The organism is Spirosoma foliorum (assembly GCF_014117325.1).
Lineage (GTDB): Bacteria > Bacteroidota > Bacteroidia > Cytophagales > Spirosomataceae > Spirosoma > Spirosoma foliorum.
Map to the genome: position 1 here is coordinate 1,777,131 of NZ_CP059732.1, position 24,022 is coordinate 1,801,152.

A 24,022-nucleotide genomic window follows, 5' to 3' on the forward strand; every position below is an offset into this window, starting at 1 on the left:
CGCTATGGAACGCAGATTTTTATGATTGATATGATTTACACGGATCATAATTAATCATATCGATCATAAAAATCGGCGTTCAATCTTTTCTATAAACATGATACGCTTTTATCTTTTGATTTTCTGCTTATTACCAGTACAGATGTCCTTCAGTCAACCGACAGAAACCCGGCTGCAATCGCCAGATGGGAAACTGGAAGTTGTGTTCACGCAGAACGAAATTAGTCCTGGTAAACGTCGGATGACTTACCATGTCGATTTCCAGAAGAAGCCCGTTATTCTCGAATCGGGGCTTGGGGTGCAGATTGACAACCATGTGTTCGAACAGGCGATGGCGCACAAAGTTACTACGCCACCTGGGACGCTGGGCGTAAACTGGTGCGACAATCTGGTGATTAAAAACGTGGTTAAAACGTCGAAAGACAGCACCTGGAAACCCGTTTACGGCGAACGGAGCCAGATTCGGGATCAGTACAATCAATTCGACATTCAGCTTCAGAAACCCGATAGTCCAGACTATACCATGCATGTCATTTTTCGGGCGTATGATTCCGGGATTGCATTTCGGTATTTCTTTCCCGAGCATCCTAACGGCTTATACTACCGGGTAATGGCCGAAAATAGCGAGTTCACCTTACCTGCCGATACCAAAGCCTGGTACACGGCCTGGGCACAGGGAGCTTATTCGACGTTACCATTATCAGGCTGGCCCGAGACGTCCGAGCGCCCGCTTACGCTTTCATTGCCCAATGGCCTTTATGCTAGTTTAGCCGAAGCGCAGTTGACCGACTATGCCATGACCAAGTTCAAGCTTTCGGTCGATAAACCAAATACCATTGTCACGTCGATGTACGAGAGCGCGGATTTGATGTCGGATGTGGGAACGCCCTGGCGCGTCGTGATGGTGGCCGAGCGACCGGGCAAACTACTTGAAAACAACGATATCCTGCTTAATCTGAATCCTCCCACAGCACTTCAGAACACCGACTGGATTAAACCCGGAAAAATGATGCGGGAAGTGACGCTTACAAGCGAGGGAGCCATGTCCTGCATTGACTTTGCTGCAGCGCATAATCTGCAATACATTCTCTTCGACTGGAAATGGTATGGTCCGGCCTTTACGTTCAACTCGGATGCGCGGCAGGTAGTCGCCCCGATTGATATGCCGAAGATAATTGCCTACGGTAACTCGAAGAACGTGGGCGTGATTCTGTACGTGAACTTACAAGCCCTCTACAAACAGATAGACGAGATTTTTCCACTCTACAAAAAATGGGGCGTTAAAGGGGTGAAGTTTGGGTTTGTAGAAGTCGGTTCGCACCGTTGGATGACCTGGCTGACTGAGGCCAAGCGTAAGGCGATGGAAAATAACCTGCTGGTGAACATTCACGACGAATATCGCCCAACGGGTACCAGTCGAACTTATCCAAACGTGATGACGCAGGAAGGCATTCGGGGCAATGAAGAATTCCCGGATGCTACGCACAACACGATTCTGCCGTTTACACGCTACCTGGCCGGGGCTGGCGATTACACCATCTGCTATTATGATAAACGCCTGAAAAATACCCACGCTCATCAGTTGGCCATGAATGTGATTTCGTACAGCCCGTTGCAATCGGTGTTCTGGTACGACAAACCGTCCGCGTATAATGGAGAGCCTGAAATCGAGTTTTTTGCCAAAGTGCCGACTGTTTGGGACGACACTAAAGTGATTCACGATGCTATCGGCGAATACGTGACCATTGCCCGACGAAGCGGAAACGACTGGTTTATCGGGACAATAACCAACAACGACGGTCGCACGTTAAAGCTACCGCTGGATTTTCTAACGAAAGGAAAAACCTATACGGCCCACATCTATTCCGACGATCCGACTGTACAAACAAAAACGCAGATACGTGTAACAACGAAAAGCATAAAGGCGGGCCAGTCGCTGGATATGACCCTCTTACCTCGTGGTGGTCAGGCTGTTTGGCTCTCATCGACATCGAACTAATCTTCCCATGCGTTCTTCATTTATCTGTTGCCTTGTGATACTCCTGATGGCTTTTTTGCCAAAATCAGCCATCAACGTTGATGCCGAACTTGATTACTGCGTTCGGCAGGCAACCCAAACGGCTGCTTCTTTGCCGGCCACTCAACCGAATCTGCCCCGAAACATTCTCGCCGGAAAAACGACCTGGAACTACATCGGCTACAAAGACTGGACGAGCGGTTTCTGGCCGGGTACATTGTGGTATATTTACGAGTATACCAAAGACCCGAAGTGGCTGGCAAAAGCTGATTCGTTTTCGCGGGAGTTAACACTCTTGGCTTACCAGAAGGCAATTGACCACGATCTGGGCTTTCAGATGTATTGCAGCTTCGGAAACGGGTTCCGACTTACCCGTAATCCCGCCTACAAAAAGATACTGTTGGCTACCGCCGATACGTTGGCAACACTATTCAACCCGAAAGTAGGTACCATTTTGTCGTGGCCGCGTTCGGTTCCCAACATGGAATGGCCACAGCACAATACCATTATGGACAATATGATCAACCTCGAATTGCTGTTCTGGGCGTCGAAGAATGGGGGAGGTAAACGACTGTACGATATCGCTGTTTCGCACGCTACTACAACGATGAAAAATCATTTTCGATCTGATTATAGCTCGTATCACGTTGTGGTCTACAATCGGGAAACGGGTAAGAAAATCAAAGGTGTTACGCATCAGGGTTATGCTGATAACAGCATGTGGGCGCGGGGGCAAAGCTGGGCAATCTACGGCTACACCATGACGTATCGCGAGACCAAAGACCCGAAGTTCCTGGATTTCGCTCAGAAAGTATCGGATGTGTACCTAGGGCGCCTACCCAACGACCTGATTCCGTACTGGGATTTCGATGCACCTGATATACCCAATGCGCCTAAAGATGCGTCGGCTGCAGCTGTTACAGCTTCGGCATTGCTAGAGCTTTCAACGCTGGTAAAGGATAAAACCAAAGCGACTTTTTATCGAACAAAAGCCGGGCAAATGCTGGAAGTGCTATCGTCGGTACAGTACCAGAGCCGTAACGTGAATAGTGCATTTTTGCTACACAGCACGGGCCATAAACCAAATAACAGTGAGGTCGATGCATCCATTAACTACGCCGATTATTATTACATCGAAGCGCTATTACGGTTAAAGAAGTTGAAAGCAGGAAGGGCTATCCTGGCTAATAAATAGGGGATGTAAACTAAAACCTATAAGGTCTTTGAGACCTTATAGGTTTTAGTCAATAAACATCTGACTACAATGGGGTCTGATACTTCGTAAACTAAATCGACTTAAGTAATTAAGCAAAATTAGATTAAGTTTTTTAACTTGGTGGTATGGGACGCAAACGCCATATCCAACTTACTGATTTAGAGCAACTCACCTTACAAGAAGGGCTTAAGAACCATCCCAAGCATGAGTTTCGGCGCGGCTGCCAAGCCCTGCTATGGAACCACAAGGGTTGGGTCCTCAAGACCATTGCTGTCGCATTGGAAGTCTGCCCCCAAAGCGTCAGCAACTGGGTGACCGCTTTTGAGCAAGACGGATTGGTGGGGCTCATGCGTCAGAAAGGACAAGGCCGCAAACCCATTCTCTCCATTACCAACACCGTCCACCAACAGGCACTGAGTAAGGCTGTTGACGCCCATTATCAGGATGCTGGCCGCATTCAAGCCCACCTACAGACCGCCTTGGGCCAGCCTATGAGCCGCGATACGGTCAAACGTTTTCTAAAAAAAACGACTACACCTACCATCGCTTACGCCGAAGCACCAAAGCCAACCAGAACCCGGTAAGCTATGCCGACGGGCTGGCTCGCTGGCAAATTTTACTCACCCTGTGGGTCTGTGGTCTGATTGACCTCTACTTTGCCGATGAAACCGGTTTCGCTCAGCAACCCTATGTGCCTTATGGATGGCAGAAAAAACACCAACCCCGGTTACTACCAGCCCGCACAACAACCAAACGGCTCAACCTGCTGGGGTTGTTACGATTAGATAACCACCTAACAATTTATCACAGCGAAAAGCCTTTAACGGGTGCTTTCGTGGTCGAGTCACTCACTCATTTTGTGAGTCAGCCACGGCCCAAACCCATCGTCATCGTTCTTGATAACGGCCCAATCCATCGCTGCCAATTGGTTTACGACCACCTAGCGGAGTGGGAAGAGCAAGACGTTTATCTATTCTTTCTACCGGCCTACAGTCCGCATCTGAACCCCATCGAAATTCTATGGCGGATGATGAAGTACCGCTGGCTGACGAAAGTGAACTACCTATCATGGGGGCACTTGAAAAAGGCCATCTTTGCCATCATCAAAGCCTTCGGCCAAGATTACCACATTGATTTTACCGAGCTACAAGTCAAAAATATAATTCCATTTAATTCTGCCTGATTACTTAAGTACTTAAGCATAAATAGCTTAGGTTATTTTGGAAAGGCGTTTTTGTCCTGCTGACGAAGGAGGCATCTTCGGGTGAGGCTATTTATCCGGCTACCAAAGATGCTTCCTTCCTCAGCAGGACAAAAAATAATCTAATGTATTTTAGTCGACCTACTTAATTGTATATGAGTCAATATATTAGAAATATTCAGGTGGAAATCTTTCATTAGCTTCAGTCTGTAAGAGGCTTCTTACTTAGGAAGTACTTAGCTTGTTTCTGTGATTTATTTAAGTGAGCAGTCAACCAAAATACTCGACTATTCACTTCTGCAACGGAGAATACACTGCTATAGTCCGACAATACAATATAATAATAGACCTGCCCTTTATCGAAAGCAATTGAAACCGTTTGGTCATTGATTTGAAGCGGTAAACTATCGGCGTCTGTTTCTAGTAAGGCCCATTCCTGACTTATTATCCGAATCGGTTTGTCACGAGTCAAACTTGATTGAATTGTCATTGGGTGCTTATGAATAGTTCCAGATGCATTAAAAAAGTAGATTTTCGTAGTTGCCAATTGTTGAGCCTTTACCGGAAGATGCATCAGCAAGCCACAAAAAAGAAGAATGTTTAGAGCGGTTTTCATGATCAGGGCTTTCTTGTTGGAAAGCAATTTATTGATAATCACTGATTTTTTTGTTATGCCGCTTCCGTTTAATCCACATCACATCGTCGATGTCCACCATCAACTTTCTTAATAAGCTTTCAGAAAAGCGAGTCCCATCGCCTACAAAAATAATTTCCAATAAATAGACAGATATGTCTATTTATTGTATAGCTTTGTTTCATGAAACAAAGAGGGCAAGTTGTAGCTGACAGGATACTCGATACCGCCGAGCGGCTTTTCTATACGCAAGGCTATAGTAATACTGGTATTAATCAGGTGATCGAGGAGGCTGATATCGCAAAGGCGTCTTTGTATAAACATTTTGAAACAAAGACTGATCTGCTGGTCGCTTACATTCAGCGGACCCATGAGCGCTGGTTTAACCGGCTTGAAGCTGCCGTAGCTAATGTGGCCGATCCGAAAGAGAAGCTATTGGCCATTTTTGATCATCACATTGAGCGCCAGGAAGTCCGGGCCTTTGGTGGATGTCCATTTATAAAGGCGAACGATGAAGCCGGTTCAAGCGATCCGCGCGTACTGGCCGAAATTCAACTAACTAAACTGCACAGCCTGGATTTTATCAGGACTCTTGTTGCCCAATCTGGCCATAAACAATTACTGACGGATCAGGAATTGACAGAGACCATTTTCCTGCTTTTAGAAGGTGCCATCACAGCCGCTTCTGTATTCAAACAGCCTACCGAACTACAATCGGCAAAAAGAATCATCCAAAAACTTATCTAAAATGAAAGAGGTAAAAAACAAATGGTTAGAGTTGATCATTGTGTTGTCGGCGCCGTTACTTTCCGTAATTGATGTATTCATCATTAACATAGCCATACCGACCATTAAAAAAGGAGTCCATGCTACTGACGCTGAAATCCAGCTTGTTATAGCGGGTTATCTACTTGGGTATGCTGCCTTTCTGATAACCGGAGGAAGAGCAGGGGACCATTTCGGTCGGAAGAAGGTCTTCTTCTGGGGAATGTTTGCATTTACGGTGGCATCCTGTTTATGCGGCTTATCGACCTCCGCCTTGCAGCTCAATGTAACCAGGTTCTTTCAGGGTCTGAGTGCATCGTTTATGGTGCCCCAGACAATAGCCTTGATACAAGTACTGTTCACAGATGTAAAAGAGCGGGCAAAAGCATTTGGCCTGTATGGAATTACACTCGGTAGCGCTGCTGTAATCGGCCAAGTGTTAGGTGGTTACCTGTCCGACACACATTGGGCCATTGATGGTTGGCGGCTGATCTTCTTTATCAATCTGCCAATCGGCATCCTGACGCTCTGGGCGACTCATACGTATGTGACAGAAACGAAGAACCCGCACGGCTCAAAATTTGACTATACCGGAATACTTATTCTGACAGCAGCTCTGTTTTGTCTCATTTACCCATTGATTCAAGGTCGCGAAGCAGGCTGGCCTTTATGGAGTTTCGGATTGCTGGCTTTGTCGTTCGGTATTTTCGCCTACTTCATTGCCAATCAAAAAAGAAAGCTTGCCAAAAACGAGAATCCCCTGATCGATGTACGGCTATTTAAGATCAAAGATTTCAACATCGGATTAGTTGCGGTACTGTTTCATTTCATGTTACATACGGCCTATCTGCTGTTGAGCGCGGTCTATCTTCAAAACGGTCTCGGGGTTTCCGCTTTACACTCTGGGTTGTATTTTATTGTTCCGGGCATCTTGTTCATTGCCTCTTCGGTAGTGGCCTCTAAAATGATTGTCAGGTTTGGGAAACGTGTTCTGCAGGTTGGTGTTGTTCTATTAGCCGTTGCGTTTTACCTGCAAATAGAACTTTGGGCACCGGGAATAAGTACCTGGTTGATTATCGGATTAATGGGAATCTGGGGGCTTGGTAACGGGCTGGTACTGCCATCTCTGTTGAATATTGCGCTAAAAAACGTTCCTGGTCAATATGCCGGTGCAGCAGCAGGTGTGTATTCAACCTTTCAGCAAACGGCTTCGGCACTGGGGGTAAGCATCATAGGGGGTATATTCTTCTATTACGCCAAAGACGGTTGGCAAGCGGCCTATCATGCTGGCGTACTAGGTTTACTGGTTTGCGTAGCAGGAGTAGGTGTCATGTTGTATCTGCTCCCCGATGGAAAAATAGCCAATCAGAGTCAATCACAGAACGCTAATGGATCGTCCGAGGTTGTAAATATTGAAGACCAGTTTATTCCCGCAGAGTAATGAAGACTGCCGATGAAAAAACGTCTTGAGCTAACCAATGAAAGCGTATCAACACCTGGTCTATAAAGATGTATCGTCGCCTGTCGGTTTTATCCGACTTATTGCTACCGATACCGGTCTTGCCGCCATATTGTGGGAAGGCGAAGCCTATAAACGAACAAAATTGCCAACGCCCGAGAAAGACGATGAAGCTCCGATATTGTTAAAAACGGAGCAACAGCTGGCGGAGTATTTCGAGAAGAAGAGAACCACCTTCGATATTCCGCTTGATTTAAAAGGCACTGAATTCCAGGTTAAAGTTTGGGAAGCACTCCTCGGCATTCCTTATGGCGTAACCAAAACGTATGGTGAGCTTGCCCGTTTGCTGGGCGACACAAAAGCGGTTCGGGCGGTTGGTGGTGCTTTAAATAAGAACCCCATATCGATTGTCGTTCCCTGTCATCGAGTGGTGGGCGCATCCGGAAAGCTGGTTGGTTTTGCCGGTGGCCTGAACAATAAATCCACCCTTCTCGATCTGGAAAATAGCCAGCGGGCACCAATGCTTTTTTAGGGCATAAAACTACTGTAGATTAAACTCCGCAACTCCTGAATCCCCTAATTGATTTGTATTAAATAATCAGGGAAAATATCACTGTTCATTTTTCATTCTCGCCGGGTTAAAACCCAGCGCATCTGATCCGTCCTGTGTTTTTGCGTCGGGTTTTAACCCGGCGAGAATGAAAAATACTTAAACTTAAAAAGCATAACCATAGCCCCAGATGGCAATACCAGCAACGTTCAACCTTGAAAACTATCACGAGTTATGTGAGCACCTGGCTAGTCAAGATGGTGATCTGAAAGCAATTCTGGATGCTCACGGCTATCCTCCGATGTGGACGCGGGAAAATACGTTTGAGACGCTTGTGCATATCATCCTGGAGCAACAGGTTTCGCTGGCGTCTGCTCTGGCTACGTTGAATAAACTAAAAGAGAAAACAACCGAAATTACGCCAGATTCCATTCTGCGCCTTAATGACGAAGAGATGCGCGCCTGTTTCGTCAGTCGACAAAAAATGGGTTATCTAAGAGGGCTGGCGCAGGCATTGAAAAATGGAGAGATCGATCTTAACGAGTTGGCCAAACTGCCTAACGATGAGGTGCGCGAACGTCTCGTACAATTGAAAGGCATTGGTAACTGGACTGTCGATGTGTATTTGATGTTCACGCTTCAACGAGCCGATATTTTTCCGATTGGTGATCTGGCTGCCGTCAATGCGTTAAAACGGCTGAAACAGCTTGCTTCCTCCAGTACCAGAGAAGAAGTTCTCGAAATCAGTGAAGGCTGGGAGCCGTTCCGAACAGTAGCCTGCATGATGCTTTGGCATTATTACCTGTCGAATCCCAGAAGAAAATAACGCCCTTGGTTTAGTCACGAGTTTGTAAAGAATTGGCCTCATTTTGGGCCGTTGCAAATGGTCGCAAAACGTCCTCATTTTGTCATGATTGCCCCCTATGCAAATGCTTCATACGGTTTAACTTTGTATATACAGTAAACGAAGAACAAGCAAAATGAGAACAATCCGAATCGTGGAGCATATCTCGCTGGATGGCGTAATCCAGCACGAAAATGATGAGAACTTCGTACATGGTGCCTGGACAACACCCTATCGGACGCCGACTGGACTAGAAACTGTCCTTAAGGCATACGGAAGTAACTTTGATCTGCTCCTTGGTCGCCGGACCTACGATAACTGGTCCGAGTACTGGCCGAAGGCCGGGAATAATCCGATGGCAAACGGTCTGAATGCTGCCACGAAACACGTTGCCACGCATAGGCCGGATAGTCTCGAATGGGGTCCGGTTGAGGACTTGGGCGTGGACATTATAGCGGGGATTCGTGACCTGAAGTCCACAGACGGCCCCGATCTGATTGTCTGTGGAAGTTCGACACTGATAGCCGTGTTGCTTGAGCAGGGATTGGCCGACGAGATTATACTGATCGTGTATCCGGTCTTGCTGGGCCGGGGCAAACGCTTCTTTTCGGACACGGCTAACCCACGCGAACTGGCTTTTGTCAGCACAATGACCACGTCGACGGGCGTACTTTTAAACAAGTATCGGTATGTCGGGCCGCTGGCTGCCTAAGTAGTAAGCCCGGCAACACCAAGATCGAGCAGCGGCTTGACGTTTTCCGCTACTATAGCCAGATCATCACTATACCCATTTTCAAAATCGACGGAAAGAGGTACGCTAATGACACGCGTTATGCGTTGTGCTACCTGTGCGCTTAATGCCGCAGTCATCATTGTTGAACCAAATCGTCCAGCGTGTTAAGATTCCGGACTGTAACTATTACAGAATCAGCCCGTTTCAAAAAAGCTTCTGCCCAGATTTTACAAATCCCTTTGAAGCGCCTGTAATGAAGATGTCTTTCCCATTGTTGTCTGATTTTCTGTCGTTAAAAGATGGTTCGAACAATGGCGTTCTGCTTTCTAATGCGTTGCCATTGTTTCGACTACGACACAAAAGTGAACTGGAAGACTGAGGTGATTATGTGACGCACATCACATTTGGAGACGACCTTAAATTATGTGATGTGCGTCACAGTTGAGAAAGTACTATGGCTGTCCTGTCATGTCAGTTAAGGATTGTGCCCACCGTCAAGTAAACGAAGCCCTAAATTCCAGCGGGGATAACTTCGTTTTCGTTTTGAACAGTTTACTGAACGATTGTAGGTGTTCAAAGCCTAATTGGTAAGCTACTTCGCTGATGGACAGATCGGTGGTAGACAATTTTTCTTTTGCTTTTTCGATCAGTTTCTCGTGAATGTGCTGTTGGGTAGTCTGCCCTGTCAGCACTTTAAGCAGGCTGCTCAAATACTTGGGGGATAGATTTAAGGATTCGGCCAGAAACTGGACCGTTGGTAGCCCTTTCGCTAGCAGGTCATGGCGGTTAAAATAATCGGCCAATACCTGTTCTAAACGATCTAATACCTGATGATTTGCTTTTTCGCGGGTGAGGAATTGCCGATGATAAAACCTGTCTGCGTAGTTAAGGAAGGCTTCCAGATGGGAAATGATAATTCGTTTGCTGAACTGATCAATGTTGGAATGGCACTCCTGCTGAATCGTTTGAAGAATCGTAATGAGTGTTTGTTCTTCTTTATCGGAGTGGAATAATGCTTCGTGGACCGAATAGTCCCAAAAATTATAATGCTTTATGGTTTTCGCTAAGGGCGTATTCCATAAAAAATCAGGATGAATGAGTAACATCCATCCTGATTGTGTGAGCACGTCAGCGTTATCGATCGAAAGGCTTACTACCTGATTCGGTGCCACAAAAGACAGTATACCCTCGTTGAAGTCATACGTTTGCTGCCCGTATTTTAAGCTGACCTGTCTGGAATTAACGACTCGTTTTAGGCCAATGCAGTAGAAATCATACAGCCAGCTTATGGGCTCCTGGATAGCCAGACGCTCAACAGATTCAACTGGGAATACACTAATCAGCGGGTGTTCTGGTTTAGGCAATTGCCTGGCCTGCTGAAATTCGCTTATCGTTTTGAAACGCTTCACCGACATTACTCTTCCTTTCTGATTTCTACTACTAGTTTACCGCGTACGTGCTTGGTTTCACTTTCACGATGAGCATCTGCCACTTTTTTTAGCGGATATACTTCACTTACAATAGCTTTTACTTTGCCTTCCTCAATCAGCTGGGTAGTTCCGCTCAGGGATGCTGCATAACCAAGGCCACCACCACCCACGAATAGACCAGTCACCCCTTTTTGGGTCAATGCCTGCAGGAACTCATCAGTAAATGGGCTATCCAGGTGAGTACACACATAAATGCCGCCTTGTTTCAAAACGTCTACAGACTTCAATCGTATGCTGTTATCCCGAACCGGGGAGGCATTAAATACAACATTGATGTCTTGCAACAGTTCGTCAAACTGTTGATTTTTATAATCGATCACCTCATTACAACCTAGTTTCGTTAAAAAGTCAATGTTGTAGGCCGATGCTGTTCCGATCACATAGGCACCTTTGGCTTTAGCAAATTGCACCGCCAGTGTGCCAACACCGCCAGCCGCTCCGTGAATAAGCACCCGCTGGCCTGGTTGCGCCTTTCCTAAATCAATGATGCCATTCCAGGCAATAAGCGCGCAGGAAGGGATGGCACCTGCTTCATTGAAACTGATTCCTCTGGGCATTAACGCAAACTGGCTTGCTTTGGCCGCAATGTATTCGGCATAACTGCCATCTCCCGGGAAATTGGGAACGCCATATACTTTATCGCCTACGCTGAAATCAGTTACTTCACTGCCCACTTCTGCAACAACGCCAGCAGCGTCCAGGCCTAACCCTAACGGTAATTTTAAGTAAGGCCTTAGCAAATCATTACCACCCTCGCGAATAATGTAATCGGCAGGATTAACACTCGATGCATATACGGTTACTAAAAGCTCATCTGCTGCGGGAACGGGTCGTTCTACTTCTTCCAACTGCATCACCTCTGGTCCCCCAAATTCATGAATTCTGATTGCTTTCATGGCTCTGTTTTTTGTTTGTGCAAAGCTCTGCACTTCTTCCAAAACAGATTTAGCCGAAACACCCTTTCGCTTAGTCAAAAGTCGCATAGGGTCTGGTGGCTACCTAGCATTCTTTGCCTTCAGACAGTGGCTGGTGTGTGTATTTGGTAACCGTTCTGCAGTCGCTTTTTTCGGCAATTTGATGTATAAACATCATTCTAACTGAATTCTAATCTAGTCCAAAAATTATCTTTTTACTATTTTTTCTAAAATTTTAGATAGCTAAAGTATATAAAATTCTGTATATAGTATTAATTTTTATTATAAAATAATGAATAAATGATTACTAATGAATATGCGTTAAATTTCGTTAAGTGAACCTAAAACTTTTCAAATAGTTAATTAAATAGATTTTTAATGACTTTTTAATACTAACCTTTCTTTAGTAAGTATGTCGGTTACAACACATGCTCAGCCACCACCTACACCTTTACAGCGACTAACGCGACTTTTGGGGACTGAGCGAAAAGATATTGTTTATATACTCTTATTTGCCATTATCACAGGGCTGATTGGTCTTACGTTGCCACTGGGTATTCAGGCCGTCTTTAATCTGGTAGCCAGTGGCATGCTCTTTAGTTCAATTTATGTATTGATTGGCCTGGTCATTATTGGGGTTTTGGTGGGCGGTATACTCACCATCGTTCAATACACATTGGTGGAAATAATTCAGCAGCGACTTTTTGTGAAAGCGGCCTTTGAGGTGACCTATCGACTGCCCCGCATCAAACCAGATGCGTTGAACCAGTACTATCCGCCGGAACTTCTGAATCGGTTTTTTGATGTGGTGACGCTTCAGAAAGGGATGACCAAAGTATTGATTGATGTACCGGCGGCAGCTATCCAGATTCTGTTCGGTACTATTCTACTTTCGTTTTATCACCCTGTTTTTCTGGCCTTTGGCCTGGTCACGCTACTGGTGATTTATTTGGTCATCCGCCTGTTTGGCCCTGAAGGGACCCGGACGAGTATCAAAGAGTCAAGTGATAAATACAAGGTGGTCGATTGGCTGGAAACCTATTCGTTACACCTGACCGAACAACGACCAGGGCAGGATACAACCGATCCAATCAACCAGATTGACAATCGGCTGGCCGATTACATAACTCACCGAAACGGCCATTTCAGGGTATTAAAGCGCTTTTTTTATAGTTCCGTGGCATTTCGATCCCTCGTAACGGGCGGGTTACTTATTCTGGGCACATCGCTGGTCGTTAGTCGCCAGATGTCGCTGGGTCAATTTGTGGCATCAGAGCTGGTTATCGTATTAATCACGGGAGCGGTTGATAAGCTCACGTCCAGTATCGATACCGTTTTTGATATGCTGGCTGGTGTCGAAAAAATTGGCGCCATCACTGATTTACCGCTAGAAACTGATACCCCTGCTCATGCTTAATTTATCGAACCAAACTATTGATGAGCAGAAGTTCGCCGACTATCCGCTCAAAACATTACAGAAACTTCCTTATCCCCGCAGTAGTCGCCGACTTGGCCGCTGGATGCTTTTCTTTCTTTTCCTGATTGCCATTGTGTTATTCTTGCCCTGGCGGCAAACCATCAATGGCACAGGTAGCGTAACTGCGCTCACGCCCCAGGATCGACCCCAATCGCTACAGAACGCCATTGCTGGTCGAATTGAGAAGTGGTCGCTTCAGGAAGGGCAGTATGTTAAAAAAGGCGATACGCTGCTGGTTATTTCGGAGATCAAAGACGATTATTTTGACCCACAACTACCCCAGCGACTGGGCGAACAGTTAGCCGCCAAGAAAGGTAGTCAACAGGCAACGGATGCCAAGATTAATGCCTTGGATGAGCAAATCAGCGCATTAAGCGCGGGCGTTAAAGTGGATCTGGCTTCGGCCCGGAACCGAGTCCAGCAGAGTCAGTTGCAGATTCGGATCGACAGCGCCGATCTGGTGGCTATTCGCCGAAATTATCAGATTGCCGTTGCCCGGCTCGAGCGCTATGAAAAGGGCTATAAGGACGGCCTGTTCTCATTGACCGAACTAGAAACCCGCCGACTAACCATTCAGCAGGAGTATGCTAAAGTGATCATGCAGGAGAATAAACTGGATGTATCGCGCCAGAAACTAGCTAATGCGCGGCTCGATCTGCAATTGATCCAGGCTAAATATGAACAGGATGTAGCTAAAACAATGTCGGACCGGAGTTCAGCGCTGTCGAGTCGGGCCAGTGCGAACAATGATATTGCCGTTATGCGGAATAAGATCAGCAACGTAGTTGTCCGTCGGGGCATGTATGTTATTCGAGCCCCTCAAAACGGGTATATCGTTCGATCCCTGAAAACGGGGATTGGCGAAACAATCAAAGAAGGAGAGTCGATTGCCACCTTGCAGCCTGCCAACCCAAGCATTGCCATTGAGCTGTATGCCCGGCCAATGGATATACCACTCATTCAGCGTGGACGGATGGTCCGCTTACAGTTCGAAGGCTGGCCTGCGATTCAGTTTTCGGGTTGGCCAGCCGTTGCCGTGGGTACGTTTGGCGGAAAAGTAGCGGTGATCGATGCGGTTAACAGCACCAATGGAAAATACCGGATTCTGGTTACTCCCGACAGATTGGCGGGCGATCAACCCTGGCCGAAGCAACTACGCATTGGCTCGGGCGTTGTTGGCTGGGTTATGCTCGACGATGTACCCATCTGGTACGAATTGTGGCGCCAGTTAAATGGGTTCCCACCCAGTTTGAAGCAAGAACCCACCAAACCCGAAACGATATGAAGCCATTCATTTATCTGCTCTGGTTCGGGATGCTTTGTCTGGGATCAGGCTTGGCTTTCGGTCAGGCACCAGCTCAACGGCCAGCTGTTTCCCGTCGGCCAATGAGTCCGGTAACCACCGACGTTTTATCCCGAACCGCGATCAACGTCGCCGAAACATCGCTCGGAACAGCCCTGACGAGTACCAGTGAGCTAACCCCCATTGATACGGGCGTTGTGTTTACGGCCGACGAATTTTACCAGGCGGTTGCCCTGCATCACCCAATTGTCCGGCAAGCCACCTTGTTGAATCAGGAAGCACAGGCGCAGGTACAATTAGCGCGGGGAGCATTTGACCCCAAGTTATTTTCGGATTACAATCGAAAAAACTTTGGCAACACACTCTATTACGATAAGTGGCAGTCAGGGTTGGCTGTGCCAATATTGCCCGGCGGCCTTGATGTGAAAATGACCTATGACCGGAATACGGGCAAATACCTGAATCCGGAAAATAATGTACCATCGAGCGGTCTCCTGGCGTTCGGGGTGAGTGTACCCATAACCCAAGGTTTGTTGATCGATGCGCGTCGTAACACCTTGCGACAGGCCCGTTTGGCCGTTACGATGGCTGATGCCGACCGACTTTCGTTGATCAATAAAACCTTGTTTGATGCGGCTAAGCGATACTGGGACTGGTATCTGGCCCACCAGCAGTTTCGCTGGACGGAGCGGGGCTACCAGTTGGCGCAGACACGATTTCTGGCCGTTCGGCAACGGGCGCTGATTGGTGATGCGGCACCCATTGATACCACCGAAGCCCTGATTACCGTTCAGGAGCGGGAGCTTCAGGTTCAGAAGGCGGCAGTAGACTGGCAAAATGCCCGACTCAATCTAACCGCTTTTTTGTGGAGCAGTCAAGATGGTTCCGATCCTCGTCCGGTTGATTTGCCGGATGGCGTTGTTCCACAGGCCGCTTTATCGGGACTGGCCAATCAGGCACAGTATCAGGAATTACTAAGCCGGGCTGTCCAGCAACATCCAGACCTGATTAAACTGGCTACCAAGCAACAGCAGTTAACGATTGAAGAACGCTATCGACGGTCGTTGCTTTTACCCAAAATGAATGTGGGAGCGAGTTTACTTAGTCGGGGACCCTTATCAGAAGCCGACTATGCTGGATCGAGTCCGTACGGATTTCAAACGGACAATCACAAAATTAGTGTTGACTTTGCCTTTCCCCTTTTCCTACGGGCCGAACGGGGCAAACTGCGACAGGTACAACTGAAAAATCAACAGATACAACTGGAGCGTCAACAAGTTAGCCGAGACATTGCCATTGATGTACAACGTGCCTGGAATGAACTAGTTACCCTGGAGCAACGACTCGTTACGCAGCAACAGACAACCGTTAATCAGCAACGGCTGGTCCAGGCAGAAGTCGATAAATTTCAGTTAGGTGAAAGTTCGCTGTTCTTGGTCAACAGCCGGGAAACGAAATTGATTGATTACCAGATCAAGCAAGAAGAATTACGTTCGAAATACCAGCAAGCTCTGGCCAGTTTGTGGTACACGGCTGGTTTCAATTTGAGTACAAGGTATTAATGGCTAAAGACCTTTTTTAACAAAGGACAAATTCATCATCTCATGAAAAGAGACATTCTTGGTATGTAGCCAAGGTGCTTACAAGGCTGATTAGGGTTTTATTAGACTATTGACGTGGTGTCGGTTTCTTAAAACCGACATCACGTTGCTGTACTTCAGTGCAACCGTTCGCAATCGGGCTAATTGAAAGACCGTCTGAATTCCAAAGGCGAGAGGTCAGTTTTCGTTTTGAAGAGCTTACTAAAAGACTGGGAATGCTCAAACCCCAATCCGTATGCGACTTCTTGTACCGTTAAATTAGTCGTAGACAGACTCTCTTTTGCCTTTTCAATCAGCTTATCATGAATGTACTGCTGCGCATTTTGCCCGATCAGCGACCGCAGCATATCACTTAAATAACTGGGCGATAAGTTTACGCATTCGGCCAGATAGCCAACCGTGGGTAACCCCTGACGTAACGACGTTTCATTCGCAAAATACTGATCCAATACTTCTTCCAGTTTTTGGAGAAGGTCATGACTTACTGCCTTACGCGTGATGAACTGACGTTTGTAAAACCGATTCGCATAGTTCAGGAACAACTCAATTTGAGCAATGACAACGTCCTGACTGAAGTCGTCGATCCGGCTGAACAATTCTTTTTCGATCATTTTAAAGATCTCGAAAATCGTCACTTTTTCATCTTCTGAAAGGTGCAGCGTCTCGTTGGTTGAATACGAGAAGAAGCCATACTGCTTTATTGTTTTGGCGAGGGGGTAGCCTAAAAAGAAATCCGGATGAATCAGCAACGTATACTCGGAACATGCGCTAACATCGACGTCGTTGCCCCCAATGATCTGACCTGGCGAGGCAAATAACAAACCACCTTCATCAAAATCATAATAACTCTGGCCGTACTTTAATTTGCCGTTCAGTTTTGGTTTGTATGCTATTTTATAAAAGCCCAGCACATGATAATGGGGAAGCCCGGTCCCGTCGACCTTCGTGTAGACACCATTGATCAAACTGATTAGCGGATGCTGAGGCTTCTGTAAACCAAAGGCTCGATGTGCTTCGGCCAGCGATTCCATTTTCTTTAGACCATTTTCTTCTTTTTTCATCGCTCAGTAGATAAAAATGATAACCAATAGGCTGTTCACTATTGGTTATCAGGATTGCTTGATAAAGCAATTTTCCGGTTTGTGGGTTCCTTAGTTTGATGAACCTTGCGCCGAATTGGACACATCTTCCCAGGCTTCCCATGTGGCTAGTCGCTCGGCATAGGCCGTGCGTACCCAAGGCAAACAGTGGCTGCCGAGGAAGAATCGTAGTGGCGGTTGTTCGGCATCGACAATCTGAAAGATGGCCTCTGGCGTTGCCTTCGGATCGCCACGCTCTAGTTCTCTCAAACTACCGAAGAACTGGTTTTTAAAATCTGTGTAGATGTCGAGACCCTGCGCGAACTTCAGGGATTCCTGACTACCAAACTCAGTGGCATAAGCACCCGGTTCGATAATCGTTACATTGATGCCAAACGGTTTAACCTCCGTAGCCAGGCTTTCGTGGATGGCTTCGAACGCCCATTTCGATGAACAATAGTAGCCAATCACGGGCAAGGTTACCTGACCAAGATTGCTGGATGTACCGACGATGTGACCACTTCCCTGTTGTCTTAATAAGGGTAAGGCAGCCTGAATAACAGAAACCGGACCGATAACATTGGTTTCGTACAGTAAACGAATATCATCTGCGCTGGCTTCTTCAATAGTTCCAACCAGCGAATAACCGGCATTATTTAACACAATATCGAGTCGGCCGAAGTGAGCATGAGCTTGTTCTACGGCTGTTTTTGCTTGTTCGGGCCGAGTTACGTCAAGCTCCAGCGTTAGCACGTTCTCGCCATATTTTTCATTTAAGTCGGCGATGCTTTCCAATTTGCGTGCGGTGGCGGCCACCTTGTCTCCACGCTCAAGGGCAGCCTCGGTCCAAACGCGACCAAACCCACGGGAAGCGCCCGTTATAAACCATACTTTACTTGACTTTACTGGAGCGACTACCGTTTGAAGGCCTGCCTTTTCATTCTGATGTGCCATGTTCTATCTGTTGATATTTGTTTGGCAAAGGTCTGCTTCTACAATGGGGCATCTGTAGTCTAATTGAGGGGATTTGTAGTCAAAATGAGAAACAGGACGAAACGGAGAAAAGCTATACGAATGGCTCTGTAAACGGTATGATAAAGTCGATTAACCTGGGTAATTGGAAAGGCTGTGTGATCAGGATAGCGCTAGCTGTTGATGGACATCAAAACAAGGAATGCTAAAGAGAGAAAAACCGAAAGGAGGGAAGAACACCCAGTTTAGTATTTTTTTGACAATAGGAGGGTACGATTGCACCGTACAACAGTACTATACAGTAAGGTGATGAATTATTCCTAAATCCTAAAGCCTTCCCTTATCGGGCCCCTACTGTTTATGTCTTGTAATCTGAATGGCAAAGAGCTGGCTACCTATGATGTAATCATCATTGGCTCTGGAGCTGGTGGAGGCATGGCTGCCTACCAGCTCACCAAAGCTGGCGCCAACGTTTGTCTCCTGGAAGCAGGGGGCTATTTTGACCCTGCCGAACCCAAGTATATCACGCAGCTTAAATGGCCCTACGAATCGCCCCGGCGAGGGGCCAATACCGTTCGTCCGTTCGGTGATTTCGATGCGGCCTGGGGAGGTTGGCAAATCGATGGAGAACCCTATTCTGCTCAACCGGGCACCGAATTCCACTGGTTTCGATCGCAAATGCTGGGGGGGCGAACCAACCACTGGGGGCGCATTTCGTTACGATTTGGACCAGATGATTTCCGGCGCTATAGCCTTTCCGGAATTGGCGCTGACTGGCCCATTGGCTACGATGAGATGAAACCCTACTACGACCGGGTCGATAAACTCATTGGTGTCTTTGGAACCAATGTTGGCTTGCCGAATGAACCCGACGGCTTTTTTCTGCCACCCCCTAAACCTCGTCTGCACGAAATGCTGATTACCAAAGCAGCTCGTAGCGTCGGCGTCCCTGTATTTCCTTCCCGATTAGCGGTATTGACCAAGCCCATCAACGAGGAACGAGGGACCTGCTTTTATTGCGCCCAATGTGGTCGAGCCTGTTCGGCTTATGCCGATTTTTCGTCGTCGTCGGCGCTGGTGATTCCAGCCTTGAAAACCGGTAAGCTTACGCTCATTAATAACGCGATGGCCCGCGAAGTGCTGACTGATCCTCAGAGTGGCCTATGTACAGGCGTCTCCTATGTCGACAAGACCAGTTTACAGGAAAAGACCGTAAAAGGCAAGATTGTCATATTGGCCGCCAGCACCTGCCAGTCGGCCCGACTCCTGTTGAATTCGAAGTCGTCTCAATTCCAGCAAGGTCTGGCTAATGGTTCGGGGGTGATTGGTAAGTACCTGAACGATTCAACCGGAGCATCCATGACTGGCTTCGTACCCGCCCTGATGAACCGCAAACGGTATAATGAAGATGGTGCCCAGAGCTGCCATATTTATACACCCTGGTGGCTCGATAACAAAAAACTAGATTTCCCGCGTGGGTACCACATCGAATATGGGGGTGGCATGCGTATGCCCGATTATAACTTCATGAGTGGTATTGAAGCCTATAATGGTCGTATTGCCGATACCAGTGGTAAAAAGAAAGAAGCAGGTGGGTATGGCGCTGGGTTAAAAGATGATTACCTCCGGTACTACGGTGCATTTGTCTCAATGGCTGGCCGGGGAGAGCCTGTGCCGCTGGAAAGTAACTATTGTGAAATTGACCCAAATCGCGTAGACCAATACGGCATTCCGACATTGCGGTTTCATTACAAGTGGTCGGATTACGAGATAAAACAGGCCAAACACATGCAGGAGACCTTCGACGAAATTATTCACGCGATGGGTGGTCAGCGGGTTAGTTCGGCACCTGGCGCTGACCGAAACTATGGACTGGAAGCCCCAGGGAAAATCATTCATGAAGCCGGGACGGTTCGGATGGGGAAAGACCCCAAAACGTCCGCGCTCAACCCATTTCAACAGGCGCATGAGGTGAAAAATCTGTTTGTTGTCGATGCGGCTGCGTTCCCGTCGCAGGGCGATAAAAACCTGACCTGGACCATTCTGGCCACATCCATGCGTACCTCCGATTATATCATCGATCAACTCAAAAAGAAAACCATATGAACCGCCGGGATCTTCTAAAAGCAATTCCGCTTACTACCCTAAGCATACCGTCCACGGCTACTCCCGATGCTGCACCAACAGCCCCATTGCCTAAACCAGCAGTAACTGAATTTAAGCAGGGTAAGTCGCCCGAGGAGCAACGTCATGACGGCGCTTTACAAGCGGCAAGATTTCTGACGGCCCATGAGTTGGCGACCGTTACGTTGCTGTGCGATATCATTCTACCCGCCGATGCCCGTACACCGAGTGCTTCGCAGGTGGGTGTTCCGCAGTTTATTGAGTTTATGCTGAAAGACCAGCCCGATATGCAAACTCCTATTCGTGGCGGATTGAGTTGGGTGGATCATGAATGCCGTAACCGTTTTGGGAAACCCTTTGCGGAATGTACAGTGTCTCAACGCATTGCCGTAGTAGATGACATTGCCTATCCGGCTAAAGCAAAACATGAAAATATGCCCGGCGTAGCGTTTTTTACGCGTCTGCGCAACCTGACGGCAGCCGGGTACTTTACCAGCAAGGCGGGTATTGCCGCCCTGGGCTATATGGGGAATACTCCGCATCAGTGGGCTGGCCCTCCGAAAGAGGTATTGGATCAGTTCGGGCTAAGTTTTGACGCAGATGTGCACTATGCGGATATGAGCTGATGCATTAAAAACCAGGAATTGTATGTCCCCTCTTCAACACTTGATACCGGGTTGGCTGGCTTTTTTAGGGCTTTGGCTGACTGGAGAACAACCAACAATGCCGATTGAAACACAACTGACTTTCGAGGCCAAAGGCCATACGATCAATAATAACCAGGCTTTTTCACCAGACGATCGCTGGATTGTCTATGATACGCGCAACATCGATACAGGTTTAGGCCAAAACAGTTCTGTTGAACTGGTTGATGTGAATACGAAAGAAATACGCCAGCTTTATCAAACCACCAACCAGACCCAATACGGACCAGGGGCGGGCGCTGTTGCTTTTTCACCCAAAGAGTCGAAGGTTGTGTTCCTGCATGGACTTAGGAATGCCGATGCCCGCCATCCGTATTCCATGAGTCGGCGGACTGGTGTGTTGGTTGCTGTTGATCAGCCTCAGAAGCCCCATTTTTTGGATGGCCGATGTCTTAACGCTCCTTTTGTGCAGGGTGCTTTACGCGGTGGAACGCACGCCCATCAGTGGAGTGCCGATGGGCAGCGAATCAGTTTTACCTATAACGATGAAGTTATGGAGCGGCTTTCCCAAACGAATCCAGCCGTAAAAGACCTTCGGACAGTGGGCATTTTAACCCCATCTCATTCCGTAAAAGTGCATGACTCGAATGATGCGGACTGTTTTGATGGCGAGTGGTTTGCTACCGTTATTGCCAGGGTGACTGAGCAGCCTCGGCAGGGTAGTGATGAGATTGAGAAAGCCTTTGACGAAACCTGGATTGGCACTAACGGATACCGTAAAGATGATGGTAGCTGGCAAAAACGGGCCATCGCGTTTCAGGGGAATGTTCGAAATCAGGAAAATCAACTCGTTACGGAAGTGTTTGTGGTTGATTTGCCGGAAGATCTGACGCAGGCTAACCCCGGCCAACCACTGGAAGGTACCGCAACGACCCGTCCTAATCCACCCGCTGGCGTTACGCAGCACCGGATTACCTTTACCAAACACGGAATTGAAGGCCCTCGGCACTGGTTACGAACCTTGCCCGACGGCTCGCTCATTGGTTTCTTAGCGAAAGACGACGCGGGTCTGGTCCAACTCTTTGGAGTTTCGCCCAATGGTGGCCCGATCCGGCAACTGACGCACCAGCCGTTCGCCATACAAACAACGTTTAACTTCAGCCCAGATGGGAAAAAGATTGCTTACGCGGCTGATAACAGCATTTTTGTGAGCGATGTAGCAACCGGGGAGTTCCGCCGGCTTACACCCCGCTCGACCGATGAGCAGCGGCCAGTTAATGGCGTCGTGTGGTCCAACAAAGGAGACAGAATCGCCTATAATCGTTATGTGTCAACTGATACCGGGCGTTATGTACAGTTGTTTCAACTAACGGGATTTTAAGTCTGGCCATTCCATTACCTGATACTTGATTTGGGTAGAAAGGGGCTAATTAGGAGGTCGTTGTTTGGTAAATAAAGATTTTTAGTAGACGTTTGTTGAATCAAGCCAGAGCGAAAACTCTGGCTCTGTTTTCAAGTGATTTATCTATTTAATATATAGATTATAAATTTTATTTGTGTAGCACACCTGATTTGTGAACGGATAGGACACATACACCTACTGCCGCTTCAGTTCTGGAAGAAAGACCGCCAGATTGTCGTTAATCTGCTTGGTTTTGACTGGCCTGGATTAAATCAATACGGCCAGACAGTCGTCAAATGCGCTTTAAGATCAGTATAATGAGCCAGAAATGCCTAGTTTTACTACGCTTGCCAGTGGTAAGTTTATTTCAGAATCAGGCAACCAACCTCAATCAACAATAGCTCTATGAGATTTCTCCTTTTAGTAGGTAGCTTCTGGATCAATGTAGCCTTCTCGCAGTCGGCTACGGTGAAGGGTGTTCTACCGACAAAATTTTCGGGAAAACCGGTGCAGTTAACCCTCATGAATTATGAAACACGTAAGGACCGGAAAGTTCAGGAAGTGTTAACAGATGCAAAAGGGACATTTCAATTTACGATACCGCTTAAAGAACCCCTTATTTATACGATCAGCGTTGCGGATTCGAGTTTGGTGCAGGTCTTGGCTAAGCCAGGTGATGCGATCAATTTGCAGTTCAAAAAGGATGAAATCGTGTGCTCCGGTTCGCAGGATACACAATACCTGATCGACTATGAGCGGAATCGCAGGATTGTATTTAACAAATACCTGAAGCGCACCTACGATTCATCTGCTGTAGCTGTAAAAAGCGGTGACAAGGCCCGGATCGAGTATTGGAACGTTGAGCACGAGAAAGCCTCTGAAAATTATAAAGCTGAGCTAGCTACCTGGGTCGAGCAACCTTTCTTTATCAACTCGCTGGCTGCGGTTCATCACAGCATGCGCTGGCATTCGGATAACGACATTAAGCTAATGGACCAGATGGTGGCCAGCTTGCAGAAAAAATACCCCCATGCTGAACTGACGCGTCAGCTGGTCAGCAAAGTAACGACAACCAAACGCATTGCATTAGGGGCTATTGCGCCGGACTTTATCACAAAGGATACCGCTAGCCATACCGTTGCGTTGAAAAATTATCGGGGCAAATATACCCTGGTTGACTTTTGGGCTTCCTGGTGCGGACCATGCCGACAGGAAAGTCCGACCTTGGTGCGGCTTTATTCGAAGTACAAAGAGAAAGGCTTTGCTATTTTAAGCGTATCGATCGATACCGATAAAGCCAGGTGGGAGAATGCCATCAAAAAAGATGGCTACACTTGGGAGAACGTGTCGGAACTGGATGGTTATTCGGGATCAACGGCTGCCTTATACACGGTTACAGCTATCCCCAATAGTTTTCTGCTAGATAAAGACGGTAAGATCATCGCCAAAAATCTGCGGGGAAAGAATCTGGAAGCTAAATTAATTGCACTCATGGGCCAGTAGTTGGGTAAATGAATAATGAATAATAAGCTGATAGTCATTTTTTTTGCATTATTCATTATTCATTTTACATTATCAATTTCCCTAGCTAACTTCA

At 47.2% G+C, this 24,022-nt stretch carries 21 protein-coding genes and 1 pseudogene; 16 read left to right on the forward strand and 6 right to left on the reverse strand.

The window, feature by feature from the left end; genetic code table 11:
- Positions 1–142: 142 nt before the first annotated feature.
- The 4 genes and pseudogenes from H3H32_RS07140 to H3H32_RS07155 form a co-directional block, all read left to right on the forward strand.
- On the forward strand, positions 143–1,999 hold the full coding sequence (locus H3H32_RS07140; protein WP_240543682.1) for a glycoside hydrolase family 97 protein: 1,857 nt from the start codon (positions 143–145) through the stop codon (positions 1,997–1,999).
- A 7-nt stretch (positions 2,000–2,006) separates the two neighbouring features.
- The gene (locus tag H3H32_RS07145; RefSeq protein WP_182462051.1) at positions 2,007–3,212 is read left to right on the forward strand and encodes a glycoside hydrolase family 88 protein; all 1,206 of its coding nucleotides are present in this window, start codon (positions 2,007–2,009) and stop codon (positions 3,210–3,212) included.
- Between the two features lie 146 nt (positions 3,213–3,358).
- Positions 3,359–3,817 carry a helix-turn-helix domain-containing protein gene (locus H3H32_RS07150; RefSeq protein WP_182458126.1) on the forward strand — a complete coding sequence of 153 codons (459 nt, stop codon included), beginning with the start codon at positions 3,359–3,361 and terminating at the stop codon, positions 3,815–3,817.
- Positions 3,772–4,416 (forward strand): annotated as a pseudogene (locus H3H32_RS07155) (IS630 family transposase); the annotation flags it as partial. The gene H3H32_RS07150 and the pseudogene H3H32_RS07155, both read left to right, overlap by 46 nt.
- 220 nt (positions 4,417–4,636) lie before the next feature.
- Here the strand turns inward: H3H32_RS07155 and H3H32_RS07160 are convergent.
- On the reverse strand, positions 4,637–5,050 hold the full coding sequence (locus H3H32_RS07160) for a hypothetical protein (RefSeq protein WP_182462052.1): 414 nt from the start codon (positions 5,048–5,050) through the stop codon (positions 4,637–4,639).
- Positions 5,051–5,251: 201 nt separating this feature from the next.
- On the opposite strand from H3H32_RS07160, the gene H3H32_RS07165 reads away from it, so the two are divergent.
- The 5 genes from H3H32_RS07165 (at position 5,252) to H3H32_RS07185 (ending at position 9,398) form a co-directional block, all read left to right on the forward strand.
- A complete protein-coding gene (locus H3H32_RS07165) occupies positions 5,252–5,815 on the forward strand; it encodes a TetR/AcrR family transcriptional regulator (protein ID WP_182462053.1) in 564 nt (187 codons plus the stop codon).
- A 1-nt stretch (position 5,816) separates the two neighbouring features.
- Entirely contained in the window at positions 5,817–7,274 is a 1,458-nt protein-coding gene (locus H3H32_RS07170) for an MFS transporter (protein WP_182462054.1), read from the forward strand.
- Positions 7,275–7,311: 37 nt separating this feature from the next.
- Positions 7,312–7,824, forward strand: coding sequence for a methylated-DNA--[protein]-cysteine S-methyltransferase (locus H3H32_RS07175; protein ID WP_182462055.1), 513 nt, complete (start codon positions 7,312–7,314; stop codon positions 7,822–7,824).
- A gap of 208 nt (positions 7,825–8,032) precedes the next feature.
- A complete protein-coding gene (locus tag H3H32_RS07180) occupies positions 8,033–8,668 on the forward strand; it encodes a DNA-3-methyladenine glycosylase family protein (protein WP_182462056.1) in 636 nt (211 codons plus the stop codon).
- 154 nt (positions 8,669–8,822) lie between these two features.
- The gene (locus H3H32_RS07185; protein WP_182462057.1) at positions 8,823–9,398 is read left to right on the forward strand and encodes a dihydrofolate reductase family protein; all 576 of its coding nucleotides are present in this window, start codon (positions 8,823–8,825) and stop codon (positions 9,396–9,398) included.
- On the opposite strand, the gene H3H32_RS07190 is transcribed toward H3H32_RS07185, so the two are convergent.
- The 3 genes from H3H32_RS07190 to H3H32_RS07200 all read right to left on the reverse strand — a co-directional run bounded on the left by H3H32_RS07190 (position 9,395) and on the right by H3H32_RS07200 (position 11,805).
- Positions 9,395–9,559 carry an isocitrate lyase/phosphoenolpyruvate mutase family protein gene (locus tag H3H32_RS07190; protein ID WP_182462058.1) on the reverse strand — a complete coding sequence of 55 codons (165 nt, stop codon included), beginning with the start codon at positions 9,557–9,559 and terminating at the stop codon, positions 9,395–9,397. The two genes, H3H32_RS07185 and H3H32_RS07190, sit on opposite strands and share 4 nt — an antisense overlap.
- A 354-nt stretch (positions 9,560–9,913) precedes the next feature.
- On the reverse strand, positions 9,914–10,834 hold the full coding sequence (locus H3H32_RS07195; RefSeq protein WP_182462059.1) for a helix-turn-helix domain-containing protein: 921 nt from the start codon (positions 10,832–10,834) through the stop codon (positions 9,914–9,916).
- Entirely contained in the window at positions 10,834–11,805 is a 972-nt protein-coding gene (locus tag H3H32_RS07200) for an NADP-dependent oxidoreductase (protein ID WP_182462060.1), read from the reverse strand. Before H3H32_RS07200 ends, H3H32_RS07195 begins: the two co-directional genes overlap by 1 nt.
- A gap of 430 nt (positions 11,806–12,235) precedes the next feature.
- Between H3H32_RS07200 and H3H32_RS07205 the strand changes: the two genes are divergently transcribed.
- The 3 genes from H3H32_RS07205 to H3H32_RS07215 are packed head-to-tail and all read left to right on the forward strand — an operon-like array spanning position 12,236 to position 16,165.
- Complete coding sequence (locus H3H32_RS07205; RefSeq protein WP_182462061.1) at positions 12,236–13,240, forward strand: ABC transporter transmembrane domain-containing protein; 1,005 nt, start codon at positions 12,236–12,238, stop codon at positions 13,238–13,240.
- Positions 13,233–14,585: an HlyD family secretion protein gene (locus tag H3H32_RS07210; protein ID WP_182462062.1), complete on the forward strand. Its 1,353-nt coding sequence runs from the start codon at positions 13,233–13,235 to the stop codon at positions 14,583–14,585. The genes H3H32_RS07205 and H3H32_RS07210 overlap by 8 nt, the downstream gene beginning before the upstream one ends.
- Positions 14,582–16,165 carry a TolC family protein gene (locus tag H3H32_RS07215; protein ID WP_240543683.1) on the forward strand — a complete coding sequence of 528 codons (1,584 nt, stop codon included), beginning with the start codon at positions 14,582–14,584 and terminating at the stop codon, positions 16,163–16,165. The genes H3H32_RS07210 and H3H32_RS07215 overlap by 4 nt, the downstream gene beginning before the upstream one ends.
- A 179-nt stretch (positions 16,166–16,344) precedes the next feature.
- Here H3H32_RS07215 and H3H32_RS07220 read toward each other — a convergent pair whose 3' ends face one another.
- Both H3H32_RS07220 and H3H32_RS07225 read right to left on the reverse strand, forming a co-directional pair.
- Positions 16,345–17,265 carry a helix-turn-helix domain-containing protein gene (locus H3H32_RS07220; RefSeq protein ID WP_182462063.1) on the reverse strand — a complete coding sequence of 307 codons (921 nt, stop codon included), beginning with the start codon at positions 17,263–17,265 and terminating at the stop codon, positions 16,345–16,347.
- A 90-nt stretch (positions 17,266–17,355) separates the two neighbouring features.
- A complete protein-coding gene (locus H3H32_RS07225; protein ID WP_182462064.1) occupies positions 17,356–18,237 on the reverse strand; it encodes an SDR family NAD(P)-dependent oxidoreductase in 882 nt (293 codons plus the stop codon).
- A 378-nt stretch (positions 18,238–18,615) separates the two neighbouring features.
- Here H3H32_RS07225 and H3H32_RS07230 point away from each other — a divergent pair, with 378 nt between their 5' ends.
- The 4 genes from H3H32_RS07230 to H3H32_RS07245 all read left to right on the forward strand — a co-directional run bounded on the left by H3H32_RS07230 (position 18,616) and on the right by H3H32_RS07245 (position 23,928).
- On the forward strand, positions 18,616–20,361 hold the full coding sequence (locus H3H32_RS07230; protein ID WP_182462065.1) for a GMC family oxidoreductase: 1,746 nt from the start codon (positions 18,616–18,618) through the stop codon (positions 20,359–20,361).
- The gene (locus H3H32_RS07235; RefSeq protein WP_182462066.1) at positions 20,358–21,005 is read left to right on the forward strand and encodes a gluconate 2-dehydrogenase subunit 3 family protein; all 648 of its coding nucleotides are present in this window, start codon (positions 20,358–20,360) and stop codon (positions 21,003–21,005) included. The genes H3H32_RS07230 and H3H32_RS07235 overlap by 4 nt, the downstream gene beginning before the upstream one ends.
- 22 nt (positions 21,006–21,027) lie before the next feature.
- Positions 21,028–22,404: a DUF3748 domain-containing protein gene (locus H3H32_RS07240; protein WP_182462067.1), complete on the forward strand. Its 1,377-nt coding sequence runs from the start codon at positions 21,028–21,030 to the stop codon at positions 22,402–22,404.
- 426 nt (positions 22,405–22,830) lie between these two features.
- Complete coding sequence (locus H3H32_RS07245; RefSeq protein ID WP_182462068.1) at positions 22,831–23,928, forward strand: peroxiredoxin family protein; 1,098 nt, start codon at positions 22,831–22,833, stop codon at positions 23,926–23,928.
- The last annotated feature ends 94 nt before the right edge of the window (positions 23,929–24,022 follow it).

Bases quoted from the DNA above. Each gene is read 5' to 3' on its own strand.
- H3H32_RS07200 (WP_182462060.1), bottom strand. From the start codon at position 11,805: ATGAAAGCAATCAGAATTCATGAATTTGGGGGACCAGAGGTGATGCAG.
- H3H32_RS07225 (WP_182462064.1), bottom strand. From the start codon at position 18,237: ATGGCACATCAGAATGAAAAGGCAGGCCTTCAAACGGTAGTCGCTCCA.
- H3H32_RS07240 (WP_182462067.1), top strand. From the start codon at position 21,028: ATGTCCCCTCTTCAACACTTGATACCGGGTTGGCTGGCTTTTTTAGGG.
- H3H32_RS07185 (WP_182462057.1), top strand. From the start codon at position 8,823: ATGAGAACAATCCGAATCGTGGAGCATATCTCGCTGGATGGCGTAATC.
- H3H32_RS07180 (WP_182462056.1), top strand. From the start codon at position 8,033: ATGGCAATACCAGCAACGTTCAACCTTGAAAACTATCACGAGTTATGT.
- H3H32_RS07165 (WP_182462053.1), top strand. From the start codon at position 5,252: ATGAAACAAAGAGGGCAAGTTGTAGCTGACAGGATACTCGATACCGCC.
- H3H32_RS07160 (WP_182462052.1), bottom strand. From the start codon at position 5,050: ATGAAAACCGCTCTAAACATTCTTCTTTTTTGTGGCTTGCTGATGCAT.
- H3H32_RS07205 (WP_182462061.1), top strand. From the start codon at position 12,236: ATGTCGGTTACAACACATGCTCAGCCACCACCTACACCTTTACAGCGA.
- H3H32_RS07150 (WP_182458126.1), top strand. From the start codon at position 3,359: ATGGGACGCAAACGCCATATCCAACTTACTGATTTAGAGCAACTCACC.
- H3H32_RS07170 (WP_182462054.1), top strand. From the start codon at position 5,817: ATGAAAGAGGTAAAAAACAAATGGTTAGAGTTGATCATTGTGTTGTCG.
- H3H32_RS07230 (WP_182462065.1), top strand. From the start codon at position 18,616: ATGTCTTGTAATCTGAATGGCAAAGAGCTGGCTACCTATGATGTAATC.
- H3H32_RS07210 (WP_182462062.1), top strand. From the start codon at position 13,233: ATGCTTAATTTATCGAACCAAACTATTGATGAGCAGAAGTTCGCCGAC.
- H3H32_RS07220 (WP_182462063.1), bottom strand. From the start codon at position 17,265: ATGAAAAAAGAAGAAAATGGTCTAAAGAAAATGGAATCGCTGGCCGAA.
- H3H32_RS07140 (WP_240543682.1), top strand. From the start codon at position 143: ATGTCCTTCAGTCAACCGACAGAAACCCGGCTGCAATCGCCAGATGGG.
- H3H32_RS07145 (WP_182462051.1), top strand. From the start codon at position 2,007: ATGCGTTCTTCATTTATCTGTTGCCTTGTGATACTCCTGATGGCTTTT.
- H3H32_RS07175 (WP_182462055.1), top strand. From the start codon at position 7,312: ATGAAAGCGTATCAACACCTGGTCTATAAAGATGTATCGTCGCCTGTC.
- H3H32_RS07195 (WP_182462059.1), bottom strand. From the start codon at position 10,834: ATGTCGGTGAAGCGTTTCAAAACGATAAGCGAATTTCAGCAGGCCAGG.
- H3H32_RS07245 (WP_182462068.1), top strand. From the start codon at position 22,831: ATGAGATTTCTCCTTTTAGTAGGTAGCTTCTGGATCAATGTAGCCTTC.
- H3H32_RS07190 (WP_182462058.1), bottom strand. From the start codon at position 9,559: ATGATGACTGCGGCATTAAGCGCACAGGTAGCACAACGCATAACGCGT.
- H3H32_RS07235 (WP_182462066.1), top strand. From the start codon at position 20,358: ATGAACCGCCGGGATCTTCTAAAAGCAATTCCGCTTACTACCCTAAGC.
- H3H32_RS07215 (WP_240543683.1), top strand. From the start codon at position 14,582: ATGAAGCCATTCATTTATCTGCTCTGGTTCGGGATGCTTTGTCTGGGA.